General features: G+C 60.4%; 18 protein-coding genes. 11 read left to right on the plus strand and 7 right to left on the minus strand.

From position 1 onward, the window contains the following. Positions 1-34 precede the first annotated feature (34 nt). Positions 35-1333, minus strand: coding sequence for an extracellular solute-binding protein (locus HJC04_RS21980; RefSeq protein WP_210632094.1), 1299 nt, complete (start codon positions 1331-1333; stop codon positions 35-37). A 342-nt stretch (positions 1334-1675) separates the two neighbouring features. Between HJC04_RS21980 and HJC04_RS21985 the strand changes: the two genes are divergently transcribed. Beyond that, the gene (locus HJC04_RS21985; RefSeq protein WP_210632095.1) at positions 1676-2722 is read left to right on the plus strand and encodes a Gfo/Idh/MocA family protein; all 1047 of its coding nucleotides are present in this window, start codon (positions 1676-1678) and stop codon (positions 2720-2722) included. 28 nt (positions 2723-2750) lie between these two features. Here the strand turns inward: HJC04_RS21985 and HJC04_RS21990 are convergent, their stop codons facing one another. Together HJC04_RS21990 and HJC04_RS31895 are read right to left on the minus strand one after the other, a co-directional pair. Then, positions 2751-3890, minus strand: coding sequence for an ROK family transcriptional regulator (locus HJC04_RS21990; protein WP_210632096.1), 1140 nt, complete (start codon positions 3888-3890; stop codon positions 2751-2753). Between the two features lie 133 nt (positions 3891-4023). Then, the gene (locus HJC04_RS31895; protein ID WP_097601245.1) at positions 4024-4212 is read right to left on the minus strand and encodes a hypothetical protein; all 189 of its coding nucleotides are present in this window, start codon (positions 4210-4212) and stop codon (positions 4024-4026) included. A 547-nt stretch (positions 4213-4759) separates the two neighbouring features. On the opposite strand from HJC04_RS31895, the gene HJC04_RS22000 reads away from it, so the two are divergent. Beyond that, a complete protein-coding gene (locus HJC04_RS22000; RefSeq protein ID WP_183705030.1) occupies positions 4760-5443 on the plus strand; it encodes a peroxiredoxin-like family protein in 684 nt (227 codons plus the stop codon). A 304-nt stretch (positions 5444-5747) separates the two neighbouring features. On the opposite strand, the gene HJC04_RS22005 is transcribed toward HJC04_RS22000, so the two are convergent. The 4 genes from HJC04_RS22005 to HJC04_RS22020 all read right to left on the minus strand — a co-directional run bounded on the left by HJC04_RS22005 (position 5748) and on the right by HJC04_RS22020 (position 9210). Then, positions 5748-6227, minus strand: a complete 480-nt coding sequence (locus HJC04_RS22005) for a DUF302 domain-containing protein (protein WP_183705088.1) — start codon at positions 6225-6227, stop codon at positions 5748-5750. A 98-nt stretch (positions 6228-6325) separates the two neighbouring features. Then, entirely contained in the window at positions 6326-7531 is a 1206-nt protein-coding gene (locus HJC04_RS22010) for an MFS transporter (RefSeq protein ID WP_221147104.1), read from the minus strand. 88 nt (positions 7532-7619) lie between these two features. Beyond that, on the minus strand, positions 7620-8120 hold the full coding sequence (locus HJC04_RS22015; protein ID WP_210632098.1) for a cupin domain-containing protein: 501 nt from the start codon (positions 8118-8120) through the stop codon (positions 7620-7622). Positions 8121-8313: 193 nt separating this feature from the next. Beyond that, entirely contained in the window at positions 8314-9210 is an 897-nt protein-coding gene (locus tag HJC04_RS22020) for a LysR family transcriptional regulator (protein WP_210632099.1), read from the minus strand. Positions 9211-9391: 181 nt separating this feature from the next. On the opposite strand from HJC04_RS22020, the gene HJC04_RS22025 reads away from it, so the two are divergent. From HJC04_RS22025 to HJC04_RS22065, 9 genes are all read left to right on the plus strand, one after another. Then, the gene (locus HJC04_RS22025; RefSeq protein WP_221123544.1) at positions 9392-10222 is read left to right on the plus strand and encodes a 3-hydroxybutyrate dehydrogenase; all 831 of its coding nucleotides are present in this window, start codon (positions 9392-9394) and stop codon (positions 10220-10222) included. A 30-nt stretch (positions 10223-10252) separates the two neighbouring features. Further along, positions 10253-11326 carry a patatin-like phospholipase family protein gene (locus tag HJC04_RS22030; RefSeq protein ID WP_247241777.1) on the plus strand — a complete coding sequence of 358 codons (1074 nt, stop codon included), beginning with the start codon at positions 10253-10255 and terminating at the stop codon, positions 11324-11326. A 224-nt stretch (positions 11327-11550) separates the two neighbouring features. Further along, a complete protein-coding gene (locus HJC04_RS22035) occupies positions 11551-11820 on the plus strand; it encodes a DUF2282 domain-containing protein (protein WP_210632101.1) in 270 nt (89 codons plus the stop codon). 32 nt (positions 11821-11852) lie between these two features. Then, entirely contained in the window at positions 11853-12878 is a 1026-nt protein-coding gene (locus tag HJC04_RS22040) for a DUF692 family multinuclear iron-containing protein (RefSeq protein ID WP_221147105.1), read from the plus strand. Further along, the gene (locus HJC04_RS22045; RefSeq protein ID WP_210632103.1) at positions 12868-13650 is read left to right on the plus strand and encodes a putative DNA-binding domain-containing protein; all 783 of its coding nucleotides are present in this window, start codon (positions 12868-12870) and stop codon (positions 13648-13650) included. Before HJC04_RS22040 ends, HJC04_RS22045 begins: the two co-directional genes overlap by 11 nt. Before the next feature lie 14 nt (positions 13651-13664). Beyond that, complete coding sequence (locus HJC04_RS22050) at positions 13665-14138, plus strand: DoxX family protein (protein ID WP_221123546.1); 474 nt, start codon at positions 13665-13667, stop codon at positions 14136-14138. Positions 14139-14183: 45 nt separating this feature from the next. After that, on the plus strand, positions 14184-15461 hold the full coding sequence (locus HJC04_RS22055) for an NAD(P)/FAD-dependent oxidoreductase (protein WP_221147165.1): 1278 nt from the start codon (positions 14184-14186) through the stop codon (positions 15459-15461). Continuing rightward, positions 15451-17313 (plus strand): adenylate/guanylate cyclase domain-containing protein, encoded by a 1863-nt coding sequence (locus HJC04_RS22060; protein ID WP_221147106.1) that lies wholly within the window; start codon positions 15451-15453, stop codon positions 17311-17313. Before HJC04_RS22055 ends, HJC04_RS22060 begins: the two co-directional genes overlap by 11 nt. 12 nt (positions 17314-17325) lie before the next feature. Further along, the gene (locus HJC04_RS22065; protein WP_247241778.1) at positions 17326-17709 is read left to right on the plus strand and encodes a DUF3307 domain-containing protein; all 384 of its coding nucleotides are present in this window, start codon (positions 17326-17328) and stop codon (positions 17707-17709) included. Positions 17710-17963 lie beyond the last annotated feature (254 nt).

The raw sequence follows: 17963 nt of genomic DNA on the forward strand, positions 1-17963 counted from the left end.
GCCGTCGCGGTCGGAAGCGTGGAAACGCCCGGGATCAGAGACGCTTGTAAGCCTCCATCGCCGCGCTAAATGCGGCATCCAGGGCCTCTTCCGGTTTCTTCGTCCCCGACAGCACGTCTCCCATCATGATCTGGATCTGGTTGGAGATCTCGGGATAGATCGGCACGCCGGGCCGGGCTTGGCCATCGACCAGCGCATTGGCGAAGGTCTTGTTGGCTTCCGTCGAGAAGACCTCATACTTGTCGAAGAGCGACTTGCGCGTCGGCAGCTGCTGCTGCAGCGCGTTTGCAGGACCCATATAGACGTCGCGCGCCAGGTTGGCGCACATTTCGATCTTCTCCTTGTCCTTGCTGAAGGAGGCGACCGTCCAGCCGCCGGTGCCCGTCGACTTCTGGTCGGCCGTGGGGCCCGGGATCGGCGAGAAGGTCCAGTTCTTGAATTCCTCTTCGTCGAGCGTCGTCTTCAGCTGTGCATATTGCCAGTTGCCGCCGATGAAGAGCGCCGTCGTCGCGGCAGCCGCCGCAGCGTTCATATCGTCGTAATTGGCGATCGTCGTAACGCGCTTCGGCGCCGCACCGGAATCGACGAGATCCTTGAAGTAGTTCAGCGCCTTCAGGAATTTCTCCTTGTTCTCGCCTTCGCCGAAGATTGGCTTGCCCGAGTCGTCGACGAGTTTGCCGCCGAGCGCCCAGTAATTGGCGAGCCAGTCGAAGGTCGTGCCTTCCCAGCGCCCGCCGTTGAAGAGCACGCCTTCCATGCCCTCCTTGGTGGAGGCAAGGGCGGCCTTCTTCAGTTCGTCCCAGGTCTTCGGCGCATCTGCGACCACAGACTTGTTGCGGTAGAGAACGCGCAGGTCCGTATCCCACCACCAGGCACGGATGGTCTTGTCCTTGTCGGTGATGCCGCTGCGGATGAAGGGGAAGAGATCGTCCACTTCTTCCTTGGAGAAATAGGGTGTGAAATCGGCCAGCACGTGATTGACCATGAACTGCGAGAGCACGAAGGAGTCGACGGCCGCACAATCCGGCGCGTTGCCGGCCTTGGCCTGCTCCAGCATCTTGGCCTGTTCAGTGCCGATGTCGGAGGACATGAATTGCATCTGCAATTTCCAGTCCGGATGCTTCTTGATGAAATCGACGAAGAGCTTCTGATAGCCCTCGGCAATGGCGGGATCGGAATTGTTCGGGCTGTCGTTCGTCAGGCGGACGACGAGCGTTTTCGGCGCATCGGCAAGGCCGATCCGGTCTTTGGTGGCAAGTTCCTGGGCAAAAATGGTGGATGCTGAAAATAAGACAGTGCTCAGCGCCAATGCGCTGACGGTCGCGCTCTTCATGATGGGTCTCCTCCCCATTTTGAACGAATACAGCCTGGCGGTCGGTTGACCTCTCCTCATTTCCGTGCTGCATTAATTAGATTAAGTTACTTTGATTTGATGTCAAGCCAGAGCTTGGGAGGATGAGATGCTGGCGACATTCAACAGCAGCTAGCGCACGCTGCGGTTTTCGGAAGGGATGCACGCCAAAATAAGTTGCCGACAGCGCCTTAGGGAAATCAGGCGCATCCAACCCGCAATTTTCCTGAGGAAAAGGCCGATCGATCGCGGATGGCCGCGATGGTGTCAGTTCGTGCTCCGGGCCGCAGCGGCAGCCGGAAACTGAAGTCCATGGAGGAGAAGATGCGTTTACTCATTCTCGGAACCGGCGGCATGGCCAACCAGCACGCCGCGCGTTTCAAGGCGATCGAAGGCGTCAGCGTCGTTGGCGGCGTCGATGTCGTCCCGGAGCGGCTCGCGGCCTTTTGCACCGAACATGGCATCGCCAATCATTTCATCTCGCTGGAGGATGCGCTCGCGTGGGGCGAGTTCGATGCGGTGGCGAACGTCACGCCCGATCGTATCCACCACCCGACGACGCTTCAGGCGATCGCCGCCGGCAAACATGTCTTCTGCGAAAAGCCGCTCGCCACCGATGCCGTCAAGGCGATGGAAATGACCGAGGCGATCGAGCGGGCCGGCAAGGTCGGCATGGTCAACCTCACTTATCGCAATTCGCCGGCGCTGCAGAAGGGCCGGCAGATGGTGCTTGCCGGCGAGATCGGCGCCGTGCGCCATGTCGAGGCGTCGCATCTGCAAAGCTGGCTGGTCGGCCGCCACTGGGGCGATTGGAAGAGCGAAAGCAAATGGCTCTGGCGGCTGAGCAAGAAACACGGCTCGAACGGCGCGCTTGGCGATATCGGCATTCACATCGTCGATTTCGCCTCTTATGGCTCCGGCCTCGACGTCGCCCACGTCTTTGCGCGGCTGAAGACTTTCGACAAGGCGCCGGATCACAGGATCGGCGAATACGATCTCGACGCCAATGACAGCTTCACGATGAATGTCGATTTCACCAATGGCGCGATCGGCACGATCCAGGCGACACGCACGGCAGCCGGCCAGATGGATCAGCTGCGCCTTAGGGTCTATGGTGAAACCGGCTCGGTCGAGATGATCTACGACACCGGTAAATCGACGCTGCGCGCCTGCCTTGGCGAAGATGTGCATACCGCGACGTGGCGCGATGTGCCTTTCGATCCTGTGGAGACGAACTACCAACGTTTCGTCCAGGCCGTGCGGGCGGGCAAGACCCAGGAACCCTCCTTCCGGCGCGCCGCCAACATCCAGAAGGTGCTCGACACGGCGCTCGCCTCCGATCTCAGCCATACCGATGAGGCGCTCGGCTGAGCCCGCCGAATTATGTTGCACGGTCGGCTTAGGCCGAAGCTGGCGGCAGCAGAAGCGTGTTGAGGAAGGGCAGGAGGGCTGCACCGAGTGCCACGCCGCCACCGCTGAAGCTTGCCGGCCGCATCGGCGAAATCCATGGCGTCAGCAGCGGCCTGGTCGAGGTGTCGCGCCGCTCGACGGAAAGCTGATGGATCAGCGCCTCGATCACCCCCTGCGGTAGGTCGCCGCCGATCATGACGACGCTCGGGGCGATGAAGCCGGCCATGGCGATGATCGGGTCGAGCAGATGGCCGGCGGCCTCGCGTATCCATTGCGACAGCGACGACGAGGAGAACTCCTCGCCCCTGAGCAGGCGCGCGAAGTCCTCGTCTCCGATGCGCGAGCGCAGGGAATCGAAACCGACGACGGTATTGAGCTGGACATTGTCGGGCCCGGTCAGCATTTCGCCGATGCTGCCCGCCCGCCCATGCACGCCGGAATAGGGTATGCCTCGGATGAGGAAACCCGCCTGAACGTCATCGTCGATGATGATCATCGCGAGCCCGCCCTCCGGCATGGCGCTGCCGATCGTGCGCTCGGCAAGCAGGCTCGCCGTGCATTCGTTTTCGACGTAGGTGCGTGCGATCGTCGACATCGCGGCAAGCTGCTCGCTGCGGGCATCGTTCCAATCGTTGGCGGCGATCCCGAGCCCGACGATCGGCAATGTCGCATGCCGATCGGCCATGTCCCGGACCGCCGCGTGTACCGCGCCAACCCCGTCTTCCGGCTCCACGTCGAAATAGACCCGGTCATGCACTTGGCCGCTCAAATCGATCAGCACGATCTCGCCGCGCGTCCGTCGAAGCTTGACGCCGATCGAAAACGCGCCCTCCGGCCGCAGCGCGAATTCCGTGGCCGTCGCCACGCCGCCGAGCCCGGTGCGCCGGTTCGATGTCACGAGCTTCTCGTCGGCAAGCCGCCGCAATATATTGGTGATGCCAGGCCCGGTCAGCCCGCTATGCCGCCCAAGCTCGGTGCGCGTCAGTGGCCCGTGCCGGCGGATTGCTTCTAGGATGACGCGGATATTCCGGTCGGCGATCTCACCCGATCTCAAGCCCACCGTTTTGGCGCGGGGAGCGCCCAACTCTTGAGTGTGAAGCCGACGCGGCCCCGACCGAAGATACCGCATGACCGTCTTTCTTGAGAGCACTTCGACGGTGTGTATCACGCTTATCGGTGTTCGTAACGATTTTCCAACGAAGTGCTCCGGCTTTCGAGAACCGCAACGGCGTGCCGATCATCCTCGCTGCGTCTTCTATACGTTAATAGCTGCAAGGACGATCGTTGCCGAAACCGTCGCGACAAGCCGGCCTGAGTGCGAAGTCAGCGCTGGAGTATCCAACCGATCCGGTCTGCGCCGGGTCGGTAGAGGTCGTCGTGCAGGACGACGCCGACATGGCAACGGCGATGAGCGCTGCCATCGCTGCCGGCAATTTCCACATCCGGAGCATCCCTCAACCCTCCCTTCGCCGCCAACAGGCAGCGTCTTCAGTGTGGTTGCCAAAGCAGATAGGTCGATGCTGCGATCAGGAAACTGTCATCATCGATCAAGATTGCGTTATCCTTGCGGCTGATGGTCGCCTACTTAGAAAGGGAGTTTTTTCGAAGGGCTCGGAGGCTGGAGAGAGCTCCGGCCGGCTCGTTAAGGAGAAACGACATGGCACGGGCGTTGAGAAGATCACGCTCAGTGTTGGATGTGATATCGCTTTCGATAAACTTGTCTTGGACGATCAGAACGTGCGTCGGATGAAGGCAGGCGGCTCGATCCAAAATCTCTCGGAGGACATAGCACGCCGCGGATTGCTGACCAGCCTGAATGTTCGCCCGCGGATGTCTTTTCCATGCTATGATGGGCCTGCAAAGCTCAAGTTCGACGTCTGGAATATGGCAGAGGCCGAACGCTACTTTGCCCCGGCGAAGGGAGTTTGCGCCCAGCAGGGCTCGCCCCCCGAAGCGCTGGGTGTGCTGCCTTTTTGATCGATCGGGAGGAGGTTGTTCATGTCCACGGATAGTGTCGACCGCCCGCTGCAGCCGGGCGACCGGGCACCGAATGTTGTACTCGATGCGATCTCGCGCGAAGGCAAGATCGCGCTCGATGACTTTCGAGGCCGTAGCCCGCTACTGATCGGTCTATTTCGAGGCCTACACTGTCCATTCTGTCGGCGTCATGTCTCGGCGATGGCGCAGCTCAACCCTGCCCTGAAGGAGAAAGGCATCGAGTGTCTCGCTGTCGTCAAGACGCCCGTCGAACGGGCGCGGCTCTACTTTCGTTACCATCCACTACCCAACCTTATCAGCGCATCCGACCCGGAGGGGGCTTCGCATCGCGCCTTCGGTTTACCCATCCTCGAGCTCACGGAGAATGAAACCGAATGGCCGCACAAGCTCGGAATGGACGCGGTCAGGACAATGCGGATCGATTTACCGCGGGAGTTGCCCGTGCCGATGAACCCGGCTGCGGCGGGCGACTTTCTGGAGAAAAAGGACCCGTATGAAATGACGGCGGCCGACCAGCAGATTATCATCGCCGGTCACATGCCGCTTATCGGCGAGTTCCTGCTCGATCGGGACGGCACTGTGCGCTGGAGTTTCACAGAAGCCGAAGAGGGGGGCCAAAATCTATGCCGGGCGCCGAGTCCCGAAGAATTGATGTCAGCAGCGTCCCAAGTCGCACTTCAGTAAGCTGCTGAACAACTCGTCCCACGAGATGGTTGGCAGCCTTATACCAATCAGCGAACGCGCAGAGCTTCCCGTTGTATACGATGATCAGCAGGTCTGGGGCCACCAGCGGACCGTGGGCATTGCGAAGTCCGTGGCGAGCAACGGTCATCAGAACCAGTAGAATCTGGACCAAAGTCAGCATCGCGCCTGGAAGGTTCTCAACCAACCATCAAGGTCAGGGCAGCCTCGGATGGTAACCTCTCTGCAACATCCGCAATGAGGAGGAAGTCGCTCCCTCCCCATTCATCACCGCATCGCCGTGACCTCATTGATGGACCGGATCCGTCACCGCTTTGATGACCTCGGACGCCATCTTGAACTCCTTCTCGCGGCTGGTGATGCCATGGCGTCGCGCGATCCAGTTAAAATCGGTGTAGGCGACACGGACCGTTCCATCCTTCGCTTCGTAAACGAGAACTCTGACGGGCCAATCGAGCCCGGCCACTGGATTGGCGGTGATGAACGTCGTTCCGAGCGCCGGATTGCCGAACAGGATCAGCCGCGATGGACGGACCTTGTTGCCAGCCGCGTTGCCGAGCCTTGCTTGATCGATATCATCGAACAGCATTATGCCCTTCTCTGCGACGCTGCCTTTGATCTTTGTGACAGTCTCGTCGACCGAATAGCGACTCTTCAGAACAACGACACCGTCCCGGGCACCTGCCTGGACGATAGTGGCTGATGCCGACAGAATTCCTGCCAATGAAAGCGCGGCCATGAACAATAGTCTGATCATTCTTTGCATGTCATTTACTCCTTTCGGTTGTGTCTGTATTCAAACTCGTCGCCGGCTTCCGCATGGAAGGGGCGACCCCTATTCCGGCTACCACGGAAAGTTGGGATCTATCGGTGCGGGGCGCTTAGCGAACCCGCGAGCAGCATTGCTACCGCCAGAGCTGCGATAAGCACGTAGACGGATGCGTTCCAGCCGACGTGATCGTAGACCTGACCGAGAACCACACTGCCGGCCATGCCTCCGGTATAGTAGGATGCGAGGTAGATGCCGCTCGCTCCAGCCTTGTCGCTCCTGGCATGTTGACCGACGACGCCGGTTGCCATTGCCTGTGCGAGGAAGGTGCCGACTGCCACCAGTGTCAAACCGATCAGGATGACCGGCAAATACGCACTGAGAAGCGCGACGAGTCCGACGATGGCAATCGCAAGCGTCAGCACGATTCCGGTTGCCGGCCCCACAGCGCTTGCGAGCCTGCCGGCGAAAGGCGTGGTGAAGATCGACGGAAGGAAGACGAGATAGACAAGGCCGAGCGCCATCGGGCGTACCCCGAGCGTGACAATCCGAAAGTTGACATAGGTGTAGGTGCCGATGAACACGAAGAGGATGAGGAAGCCGATAGCGAAGACGCGTCGCAGCTTTGGATCGGCAAGATGTCCGCCCCAGATGCGCATGGTGAGGTTCCCGCGATCATCGCTCCGCATCATGCTGGTCGTCCTTTTGAGCGTGAACCAAACCAGGGCGGCGCCGAGGAGGTTGAGGGCGGCAAACACCAGAAAATTTATCGAGAGGCCGCCAATGCCTGCGACGGCAGCGGACAGCATGCGGCCGAAGAGGTTGCTGGCAACATTGCCGGTGACATAGGCGGCCAGGGCCGTAGAGGCTTTTCCTGCTGAGAAATGCTCCGACAGATAGGCGGCCGTCAGCGTGAAGGCCGTCGACATGCAAAGCCCCTGAAGCACCCGCAGCGCTGAAAAGACGATGATGTTGTCGGTAAATGCCAGAAGCGTCGTTGGCACGGACAGGATCGCGAGGCTGATCCAGATGCCGTTGCGCCGGTCCAGGCCGCTGCCGACGAAGGCGACGAGCAGACCGGCGAGCGCCATACCGAGGGTGCTGGCATTGACGGCGAAACCCATCGTGGCGCGGCTGACCTGAAACCTCTCGACCAGAGAAGGCAATACGGCTTGCGCCGCAAAGAGGTCGACCAAGGTCAAAAAGGCGATGAGTGCGATCAGTCCAAAGCGCCAACTGTCGGCGTGAATGGTCCGGCGCTCTTGAACGGATGCCGTGAGCGGCTGTTCGATGTCGGTCATGCTTGTTCCTCCGGGATGCGGCGTTTCCCTGCCAGTGCGAGGGAAACGCCGGCGAGCGATGGGGCTGCTTCAGATCAAAGGGCAACCGTTACATCGCCGCGTCATCGGTGTGCATTTCCGGGCTCAGTATGTCGGAGGAATAGAGCACGGCCGAAGCCTTGCCATTGTTCTTCCACCAATGGGAGAGATGTCCAAACTCGGCCGTCACCTCGCCCTTCTTGTGCAGGATCGGCACCTTGCAGGTGCTGCTGTATTCCGTAATCGAGCCGGAGATGATCAGGATATTGGCCGGGCGCATCTCGTGCGAATGCCAGGGAACGATGCCTCCCGGCTGCACGACGAGCTTGCGCATGCGCAGCATGCTTCCCTTCCATGCCTCGCCCTTGGACGAGAGATCGATTGATTTGACGACGCTGTCGGAGACGCCCTTCGGCATCATCGGGCCAGGCTTCATGCCATCTTCAGTGACCTGATCAGCCGGGCATTCGCCCGCCATGGCGGACGCGGCGGGCAGGGCGGCGCCCAGGACCACTGCAGCAAATGCGAGAGCGGCGAGGGACATGCGGTCGGTTTTCAATACGGGCTTCATCAGCGGTTTCTCCTTGTTGGAGCCCGGCGAGGACGGTGCCGAGCATGTTCGAAGACTGGCGGAGCGCCGATCGAAAGAGAAATGCCAGATGCTTTTGATTTCGATAGCCGCAAGCTATTGTCAGCCGCAGGGGAAACACCGAATGCCCGGCAGCTTGCCAGGCTGTGCTCCCGTGATTGTTACGATACTGCCCTTAATGCGAACGGCCCGACGCTTTCGCCCAGCCGTATGATTTCACGGCGCCGACAAAGACTGAAACCGCCGGGGAGAAGCGTCGGCCCGCCACCGTCACAAGGCAGACCTCGCGCGACACTTCCGGGTCCGCGACAGGTCGCACCTGCAATCCTGGGATAACGGCGCTGTATTCGGGAATGAAACAGATACCAAGGCCACCGGCGACCAGGTTCTGAATCCAGTCCTCGCGCTCGCTGGAATAGGAGACGAGGGTCTTCACGCCTTGTGCATCGCAGAGATCCGTGAGGTAATCCCAGTATTCGCAGTTGACACGCCGCAGGTAGATCTCACCGTCGATCGCCGCGATGGGAATGGCATCGTATTGACCGAGGCGGTGGCCGGCGGGGAAAGCGAGCATGAACCTCTCGCGAAAGAGCGAGGTCACGTCGAAGCGTTCCGGAAAGCTTGTTGCCGTCGACATCAAGGCCACATCGATTTCGCCAGTCTCCAGCAGATCGGACAATCGGGCGGGCACGCCCTCGATCAGTTGCAGCTGGATTCCCTTGTGGCGCATGTTGAAGTCGGTGAGCAGGCCAGTAAACCGGCGCGGTCCGATCGTGCACATAATGCCGACCTTGAGCGGTGCTTCACTAAGACAGAGAAATCGCGACGCCTCCGTACGCACGCCCATCAACTCGTCCTGGATCTGCTGGAATCGCGGGCGAAGAAGGTTGCCGAGATCTGTTATGTGGGTGAGATTGCGCTCCCGGCGGAACATCAGGCCGCCCACCTCATCCTCCAGCTGCTGGATGGCGCGACTGAGCGCTGGCTGAGTAACATTGCACTTTTCGGCCGCGCGCGTGAAGTTTCGAGTTTCACACACCGCCAGGAAATACCTTATATGGTGGATATCCATCGCCGCCCCCCGGCATGAATTCTATTTGCAATACCCTCAATATTCTCCGCGGGCGGCATTCTCCACCAATGCCATGGATTTATCAATTCCATACCAGACTGGCATTTCTAAAGCGAAGCCCCGTCGGCCATTCTGATTGCAAGACGCCAGACGGCGTAGTCGATCGTAGTGGAGAGCACATATGCTGAACGCCTTTGATCCCGTAACTGATACTCTCGTCGGCCGCAGGCCCTTGGAAGGGCGTAGCGCCATTGTCACTGGTTCGACCAGCGGCATCGGCCTTGGCATTGCACATGCGCTTGCAAGGGCAGGGGCCGCCGTGATGTTGAACGGCTTCGGCGACCCTGCCGAGATCGAGATGCTGCGCGACGGCATTGCCACGGATAACGATGTCGACGTTGCCTACGACGCCGCCGACATGTCGAGGCCGGAAGCGATCCATATGATGGTCGAGAGGGCGTTCGCGCGTTTCGGACAGGTGGACATCGTCGTCAACAATGCCGGTATCCAGCATGTTTCGCCACTCGGAAAGTTTCCGCCTGAAAAGTGGGACGCCATACTTGCTATCAATCTTTCCTCAGCCTTCCATCTCGTTCAGGCGACGTTCGACAGCATGTGCGCCAACCGCTATGGCCGGATCGTCAATGTCGCCTCCGCCCATGGATTGGTCGCGTCCCCCTTCAAATCCGCCTATGTGGCGGCCAAACACGGCATTGTCGGGTTCACCAAGACGATCGCGCTCGAAGGCGCCGAATTCGGGGTGACATCCAACGCGATCTGCCCCGGCTACGTCTGGACGCCGCTTGTCGAACACCAGATCGAGGATCAGGCGAAGTCGCATAACATCCCACGCGACGCGGTGATCCGAGACGTCTTCCTGAAGGACCAGCCGACGAGGCGCTTTGCCACCGTCGAGGAAATGGGCGCGCTTGCCGTCTTTCTCTGCAGCGATCTTGCTGGATCGATCACAGGCACGGCGATCCCTGTCGACGGCGGCTGGACTGCGCACTGATCAAGCATTTGAGACACGGAGGTTGCGATCGTGAACAAACATGTGGGTGCAAAGCTCAAAATGCAGCCCGACTCGTCGCTCGCCGAGCGCGAGCCGCGGACGATCAATCTTGCGCTGCAGGGCGGCGGCGCACATGGCGCCTTCACGTGGGGAGTGCTCGATCGGTTGCTGGACGAGCCAAGCCTGTCATTCGAAGGCATTGTGGCAACCAGCGCCGGCGCGATGAATGCTGCGGTCGCAGCCTATGGCCTGGCTGAGGGCGGGCGGAGCGGAGCACAGACGGCGCTGGCCAATTTCTGGCGCCGTGTCAGCCACGCAGCTGCATCCGGACCTTTGCAGCCAACCTTGCTCGACCGCCTTACAGGCTCGAAATCGCTGGAATTCTCGCCGGCGTTCATCATGTTCGACCTGGTGACACGGCTGATGTCGCCGTACCAGTTCAACCCCTTCAATTTCAATCCCCTGCGCCAGGTGCTGGAACAATCGATCGACCTGGAGGCAATCCGGATGGCACGGTGCCCTGTCAAGCTCAACATCTGCGCCACCAACGTGCGGACTGGCAAGGTGAAGGTGTTCGGCAACGACGAGCTCTCGGTCGATGCCATCATGGCGTCTGCCTGCCTGCCCTTCCTGTTCCAAGCCGTGGAAATCGGAGGGGAAGCCTATTGGGACGGTGGCTATATGGGCAACCCCGCAATCTTCCCGCTGATTTATGGCTGCGACACGCCCGATGTGCTCGTGGTTCACATAAATCCGATAGAACGAACGGAACTGCCGCGCACGGCTGGAGAAATTCTCAACCGCATCAATGAGATCAGTTTCAATTCGTCGCTGCTGAGGGAGATGCGGGCGGTGGCCTTCGTCACACAGCTGATCGACACGGCAGCGACGCCGCCTTCCAATCTCAAGCGCATTTTCGTGCACGGTATCTCAGACGACGAAGCGATGAAAAACCTCAGCGTAGCGAGCAAGATGAACGCCGACTGGGGGGCGCTCATGGACCTGAGGGATCGCGGCCGCCAATGCGCCAACCTCTGGCTGCAGGCCAATTACCAGGAAATCGGCAAACGATCGACCGTAGACGTCCGCGAACGTTATCTTTGATCCTCAGCCATTTCGGCAGTCCGCCTCCCGCCGGCCGAAACTTAAGCCCCCGTCCACCACTCCGGCGGGGGCTTTTTTTGTCTGAAAGAGATTGCCCATCGACACATAGAGACGGCGTATCGAAATCATGCAGAGACAGCATTTCAGATGACGGCTGACTTCTGGGAATGTGAAGACAGGCAAGCCGATGGCGGTTTGACCTCACGCAATCCAGGAGATTTCTCATGAATACCACTCGTCTTCTCATCAGTTCGGCCCTCGCCGCCGCAGCCTCCGTGGCTGCCGGCAGCGCCTTTGCCGGCCCGGCTGCCAAGCCGGATTTCTCGTTCGAAAAGTGCTTCGGCGTCGTCAAGGCTGGCCTGAACGACTGCCAGACGGCCAGCCACTCCTGTGCCGGCACGTCCACCGCCGACAACGCCAAGGATTCCTGGATCTACGTGCCGGCCGGCACCTGCACCAAAATCACCGGCGGAAGCAACGAACCCAAGGCCTGACCTTTCCACCACTTCAACCAAAGGAGTAATCGATGTCCAAGATATTTCCGAGCAATCCGGTGCCAACCGCCGCGGGCATCGGTCTTCGCTCCCAGCATATCGGTGAAATGCTGTCTCGCCGCCCCTCGGCGGGATGGCTTGAAGTCCATGCGGAGAATTACATGGGTGGCTCGGCGGCCGTCGACGCGCTGGAACGGCTGCGGGAAAGCTATCCCCTGTCCGTCCATGGCGTCGGCCTTTCACTCGGGAGCAGTTCCGGTCTCGACCGCGACCATCTGGAGCGCATGCGCAAGCTCTGCCTGCGCTTCCAGCCAAGCCTGGTGTCCGAGCATCTCGCCTGGAGCGCCGCCGACGGCGCCTATCTGAATGATCTCCTGCCGCTGCGTTACGACGCAGAGGCCCTCGCCATCGTGACCGCCAATGTCTCGAGGCTGCAGGACACCCTCCAGCGGCGTGTCTATATCGAAAACCTCTCTGCCTATGTCGCCTTCGAGGGGTCGACAATGACCGAGGCGGAATTCCTGGTAGAGCTCGTGGGCCTTACCGGCTGCGGCCTGCTTCTCGATATCAATAATGTTCACGTCTCGGCCTGCAATCTCGGCTTCGATTCCAAAGCCTTCATCGACCAGCTTCCCCCGTGCGCCATCGGTGAGATCCATCTTGCCGGGCACGCGATCAACGAGGTCGAAGGTGATATCGTGCTGATCGACGACCACGGTTCGCGCGTTCCGCCGGCCGTCTGGTCGCTCTATGCTTACGCGATCCGCAAGATTGGACCGCGTCCGACGCTCATCGAATGGGATACGGATGTGCCCGCTCTCGACGTGCTACTCGGTGAAGCCATGTGGGCCGACATGCTGGCGCAATCGATCGCCTTCGAAGATCGCATGCTGGTGGAACGGCCGACACCACAGTCGACCCGGTTCGAGGGGATGATCCTGCCATTGCGGGCCGACAGCCGAACGGGCCCAATGCCGGCGCTCGCCGCGTTTGCGACAATCAAGCCGTCGATGTTCGCCAATCGTCCCGGCGCAAGGAGGGTGGGCCATGCTCTCTAGTTGCGCACTGCAATCGCGGGTCGCCCAAGCCATCCTCCGTGAAGATGGCTGCGATCTTGCGCCGGTGCTGGCGAAAGGTGCTTTCGACCCGCTGCGTCGGTTCAACATCTATCGCAACAACACCTTCGCCTCGCTGACAGCGACTTTGATCGCGGTTTTTCCGATCACGGTCCAGCTTCTCGGCGAAAACTACTTTCGTCATGTCGCCGGCGCCTTCATCCGGAATAATCCGCCGCAGGAAGCGCAGCTTGTTCGCTATGGCGGCAGTTTCCCGCGCTTCCTGGCGGACTTTGATGGCATCCGCGCCATGCCCTTCATTGCCGAAACGGCGCGGCTGGAATGGATGATTGCCGAGGCGCTGGACGCGCTGGCGCTGCCCGGCTGTCGCTTGGAGCAGTTGGCGGACGGTGAAGACGACACCTCACCCGAGATCGTTCTTCAGCCCTCGCTACGCCTGCTGGTTTGTCGTTGGCCGGCGCTGGACATATGGGAAGCGCATCAAGCCGGCGGAAACATCGAAGCATTGGCGAGGCTGGGCCGCCGACCGGAGCGGATCGCGCTCTGGCGCGGCCAAGATAGCATGCGATTTCTGCGCCTCGATGCCAGTCATTTCGCCTTCCTTCATGCCCTGAAAAGGCGCGCCAGCCTGGAGGCTGCGGTCAGCCGTGTGCTTGCCCGCACTCCCGGCTTCGATCTCGAGGGTGCCTTTGGCGGCCTTTTCGCCTTTGGCCTCGTCGCTCGCATTCGCCACATCAAGCCCGCAACCAAGTGAACAGGATGGAAGTCATGACTATGATGTCCCCTTCTTCGACGCGACACAGAGGCGGTATTATCGGTCTCTATGTCGCCGCTATCGAGAGCCTCAACAGCCTGCCGTTGTCGCTCGTCCAGCTCGTTGCCCGTCTGGCGGTCGCCCACGTCTTCTGGCAGTCGTCGCAGAGCAAGCTTGCCTCCTGGCCGGCGACAGTTCAGCTGTTTACGCTCGAATACCAGCTGCCCGTCATCGATCCCGGCGTGGCCGCCGTGCTTGCGACGACGGCCGAAGTCACTGGCTCGATCTTGATTTTTCTAGGCCTGTTCTCTCGGCCCGCTGCCCTTTTGCTGCTTTGCGTCATCTTGACAATCCAGCTCCTCGTCTACCCGCAGAACTGGCCGGACCATTTGCTCTGGACGGCACCGTTGCTGTTGATCCTGACGCGCGGGGCCGGTGCGGTTTCACTCGACTATCTGGGAGCACGCCTGTTCCCGAGGGGGCGCTGAGCCATGCGCGCCGGCATCGAAGAAACAAGCGGCGACTCGCCACTCATGGATCCAGCGGCAAGTCAGGCGGCGGGCCGCCGTCCTAGGGTCGTCATCCTCGGAGCCGGATTTGGCGGCCTCGCCGCCGCCAAGGGTCTTCGGCATGCGGACGTGGATGTGACGGTCGTCGATCGGCGCAACTATCATCTTTTTCAGCCGCTGCTTTATCAGGTCGCGACGGCCGCGCTTTCGCCAGCCCAGATCGCCATGCCGATCCGCCGCATTCTCTCTCGGCAATCCAACGTCACTGTGCTGATGGAGCGTGTCGAGGGGATCGACAAGAAGAACCGGTTCGTTCAGACCACAAATAGTCGCATCGCCTACGACTATCTGGTCGTCGCCACCGGTGCAAGGCACGCATATTTCGGAAAGGATGAATGGGCGGAGACCGCGCCCGGGTTGAAAACAATCGCCGATGCGACCGAAATCCGTGCCCGGATCCTGTCGGCCTTCGAACGTGCCGAGGCAGCCGAGGACGAAGCCGAGCGGCGGCGGTTTCTCACCTTCGTCGTTGTTGGCGGCGGCCCGACAGGCGTTGAACTGGCTGGAGCAATCGCCGAGCTGGCAAGAAAGGTCATCGTCCGTGACTTCAGGCGCATTGATCCGTCCTCGGCTCGCGTGGTGCTGGTCGAAGCCGGCAATATCGTTCTGCCGACCATGCCGGCGAAATTGTCGGGAGAAGCCCGGCGACACCTGGAGATGCTCGGCGTCGAGGTGTCCCTCGGGGAAGCGGTAACGCGCTGCGACTCTGAAGGAGTAGCGCTTGCCGGCGGCCGGCAAATCCGATCGTCCTGCGTGCTGTGGGCGGCCGGTGTCATGGCCTCCAGGGCGGCCAAATGGCTCGGCGTGCCCGCGGACCGCGCCGGCCGCGTTCATGTCGACCGGAACCTCAACCCGCCGGGCAATGACGAGATCTTCGTGATCGGCGACACCGCGGCGTTCACGGACAAGAACGGCAGAACGGTTCCCGGAGTCGCGCCGGCCGCCAAGCAGATGGGCGAATACGCGGCCCGCGCCATTCTCGCCGGTCTCGATGGTCGGACCGCTGGTCTGTTCGGCTATCGCGATTTCGGAAATCTGGCAACCATCGGACGCAATGCGGCGGTCGCCGACTTTCGCCGCATCCGTCTTTCAGGATTTTCCGCCTGGCTGGTCTGGAACATCGCCCATCTCTGGTTTCTCGTGGGCTTCCGCAATCGCATCGTGGTGTTTGCGGACTGGGCGCTGGCTTATGTCCGGTATGACCGCGCCGCCCGTCTGATTACCGACCGCCATGAACGCTAGAACATTCCCACGCATAAAGATGGGGCGTGCGGTCACTGCACTGCTGCTGCTTGCAGTGTTGTCAACGGCGGCGCTCGTGCACCTGGTCTGGTATCGTACCGCAAGCCGGAACATTGAAACGATTGTTGCGAGCCTTGATGCTCAGAGCACCGCTGCGGTTCGCAACGAGCTTTCTTCTAATCTGGCGCTGGTTTCGAGCAGCGCGGAGATCGTCAGATCGGTCTTTTTCCAGGGAGCGATCAGGCCGGACGACGAGGTGAAGCGTGAATTCCTATTCCTGTCGTTGCTGCGTGAACAGCCGGCGATTGCCTGGATCGGTTTCGGCTTCCCGGACGGCCGCTTCTTTGGGGCGCACGCGCTGCCGGATGGCGAGATCGAAATGGTGGAGATCGGCCACGCACCTCTCGGCAAGCCGCGTCCGCTACGCCGCGATCTCTATAAGCCAATCCCTGGCGATATCTTTTTCGAAAATCGGCTGAGGGCCGAGAGTGTCTACGTTCCGGAGGGCTCGCCATGGTTTAGACGTGGCCGGACCAGTGCAGAACCGGCCTGGAGCCTCGTCAATATTCTTCCGAACGGCTTTGAACCGGCGATCGTCGTCTCGAAGAAAGTCGAGGTGTTCGGCCATTTCGAAGGTGTGGTGATGGTGGCGGTCAGCCTGCATCGGCTGTCGGCCATCCTTGGAGGGCTCAAGATGCCGGAAGGCAGCAAGGCCTTTGTGCTAACGCGGGATAATGCGGTACTGGCGACATCCGAGCCGTCAGACGGTATGATCGCTGCTCATCTCAAGGATTTTGCCGCGTCCGACGCCCTGGCCGCGGCAGTCGCCATGGCTGCCAGCCCCGAAAAGCCCGACGGTTCCCGGACGCTGGTGGCAAGCAAGGCGCTCGGCCCAATCTTCGTGTCATCTGGCAAGTTGCCGTTCGAAGACTGGCGTCTGGTCACCGCCATACCGCGGGCGACTTTTGCCCGTGACATCGATGCCAATACCGAGCGACTGATCTTCATCATCGGGGGCATTGCTGTGCTGGCCGCTGTGACGGCGATCCTGTTTGCCAGAATTCTCTTCGCTCGGCCACTGTCGCGCCTTGCCGAGCAGCTGCATATGATCGAGAGGTTCGAACTCGACGCCGTGGAACATCGCCCGGCGCTGTTGACTGAACTCGATCATTTCTCCTCCGCCCTGAAGCGCATGTCGAGCGGCCTTGCCGCGTTCGCGCGCTTCATGCCCGTCGAGGTCGTTCGTCCCCTTGTCGATGGCGGTCTTAAGCCTCGTCCCGGCGGCGAACTCAGGGACATAACGGTGTTGTTTGCGGATTTGCCAGGCTTTACGGAACTCACGGAAGAGTTCGGCGCTGGCGTTGAACCAAGCTTGACGCGGTTTCTGACCCTGTCGATCGTCGCTATTCATGCCGAAGGCGGCACAGTCGACAAATTCATCGGCGATGCGGTGATGGCGATCTGGAATGCCCCCGGCAATGTGCCGGATCACGCATTGCGCGCGTGCCGCGCCGCAGCGGCAATTCGCGATGCGATGCATGCCATGGCGCCGATTGCGCCCAAGCATGATGAGATTCGGGTGCGTATCGGCATCAACACCGGCGTGGCCCTTGTCGGCAATATTGGCTCGACTGAACGCCTCAGCTATACGGCGATCGGCGACGTCGTCAATCTCGCGAGCCGGCTCGTTGGCGTGGCCAAGGACAAAGGCGTGGAAATTGCATTAAGCGACGAAACGCTTCGAAAGACCCGAGACCTTATTCAGACAAGGCCGCTTGGCTGCGTCGGCATACGGGGAAGGATCGCGCCGGTCCGTGTGCACACGATCGATCCGGCTGATATGGCGGACTGAGGGAGCATGACGATGCTGCTGCTCACAACGCTGATTTGGTTGCAAACCAAGCACTTCATGGCTGACTATGTCCTGCAGCCCGAATGGATGATTGCCGGCAAAGGCAACTTCAAGAAGCCGGGCGCTTATGTCCATGCAGGCATCCACGCCGTCGCCACCGCGCCAATTCTCTTGGTTGCAATCACGAATCCGACGTGGATTTTCGCCGTTGTCTGCAGCGAGTTTCTGATCCATTTCCTTATCGACCACTTGAAGGCCATCCACGGTCGACGTCAGCCGCACCCGGTCAATACACGTTCATTCTGGATACTTCACGGCGCCGACCAGCTCGCTCATCATCTGACCTATTCGGCAATATTGGCGATCGTGGCCTGGGATGCTGACTTTATTGCTTGACAATGCGAGGGCGCAGGCGAAGAGCACGATGACGACTTTCATGATCGCTCTCGTTCGATCCCGAGAAATCAATTGCATTAAAACGAGGGAGCAAATCCTCGAATGATCATCTCGGCAGATGAGATCAGGTTATGCGGAAAATTCCTTTTTCTCGCACTAGCTTAGAGAGAATTGAAGCTGGTTTTTCAATCAGGAGGCGGGCAACAGCAGTCGTGTCCTTCGCATCCTTCATGACTCGCAGTTAGATGCCTCTA

Source organism: Rhizobium sp. NLR8a (genome assembly GCF_019685235.1).
In the GTDB taxonomy this organism is placed as follows: Bacteria; Pseudomonadota; Alphaproteobacteria; order Rhizobiales; family Rhizobiaceae; genus Rhizobium.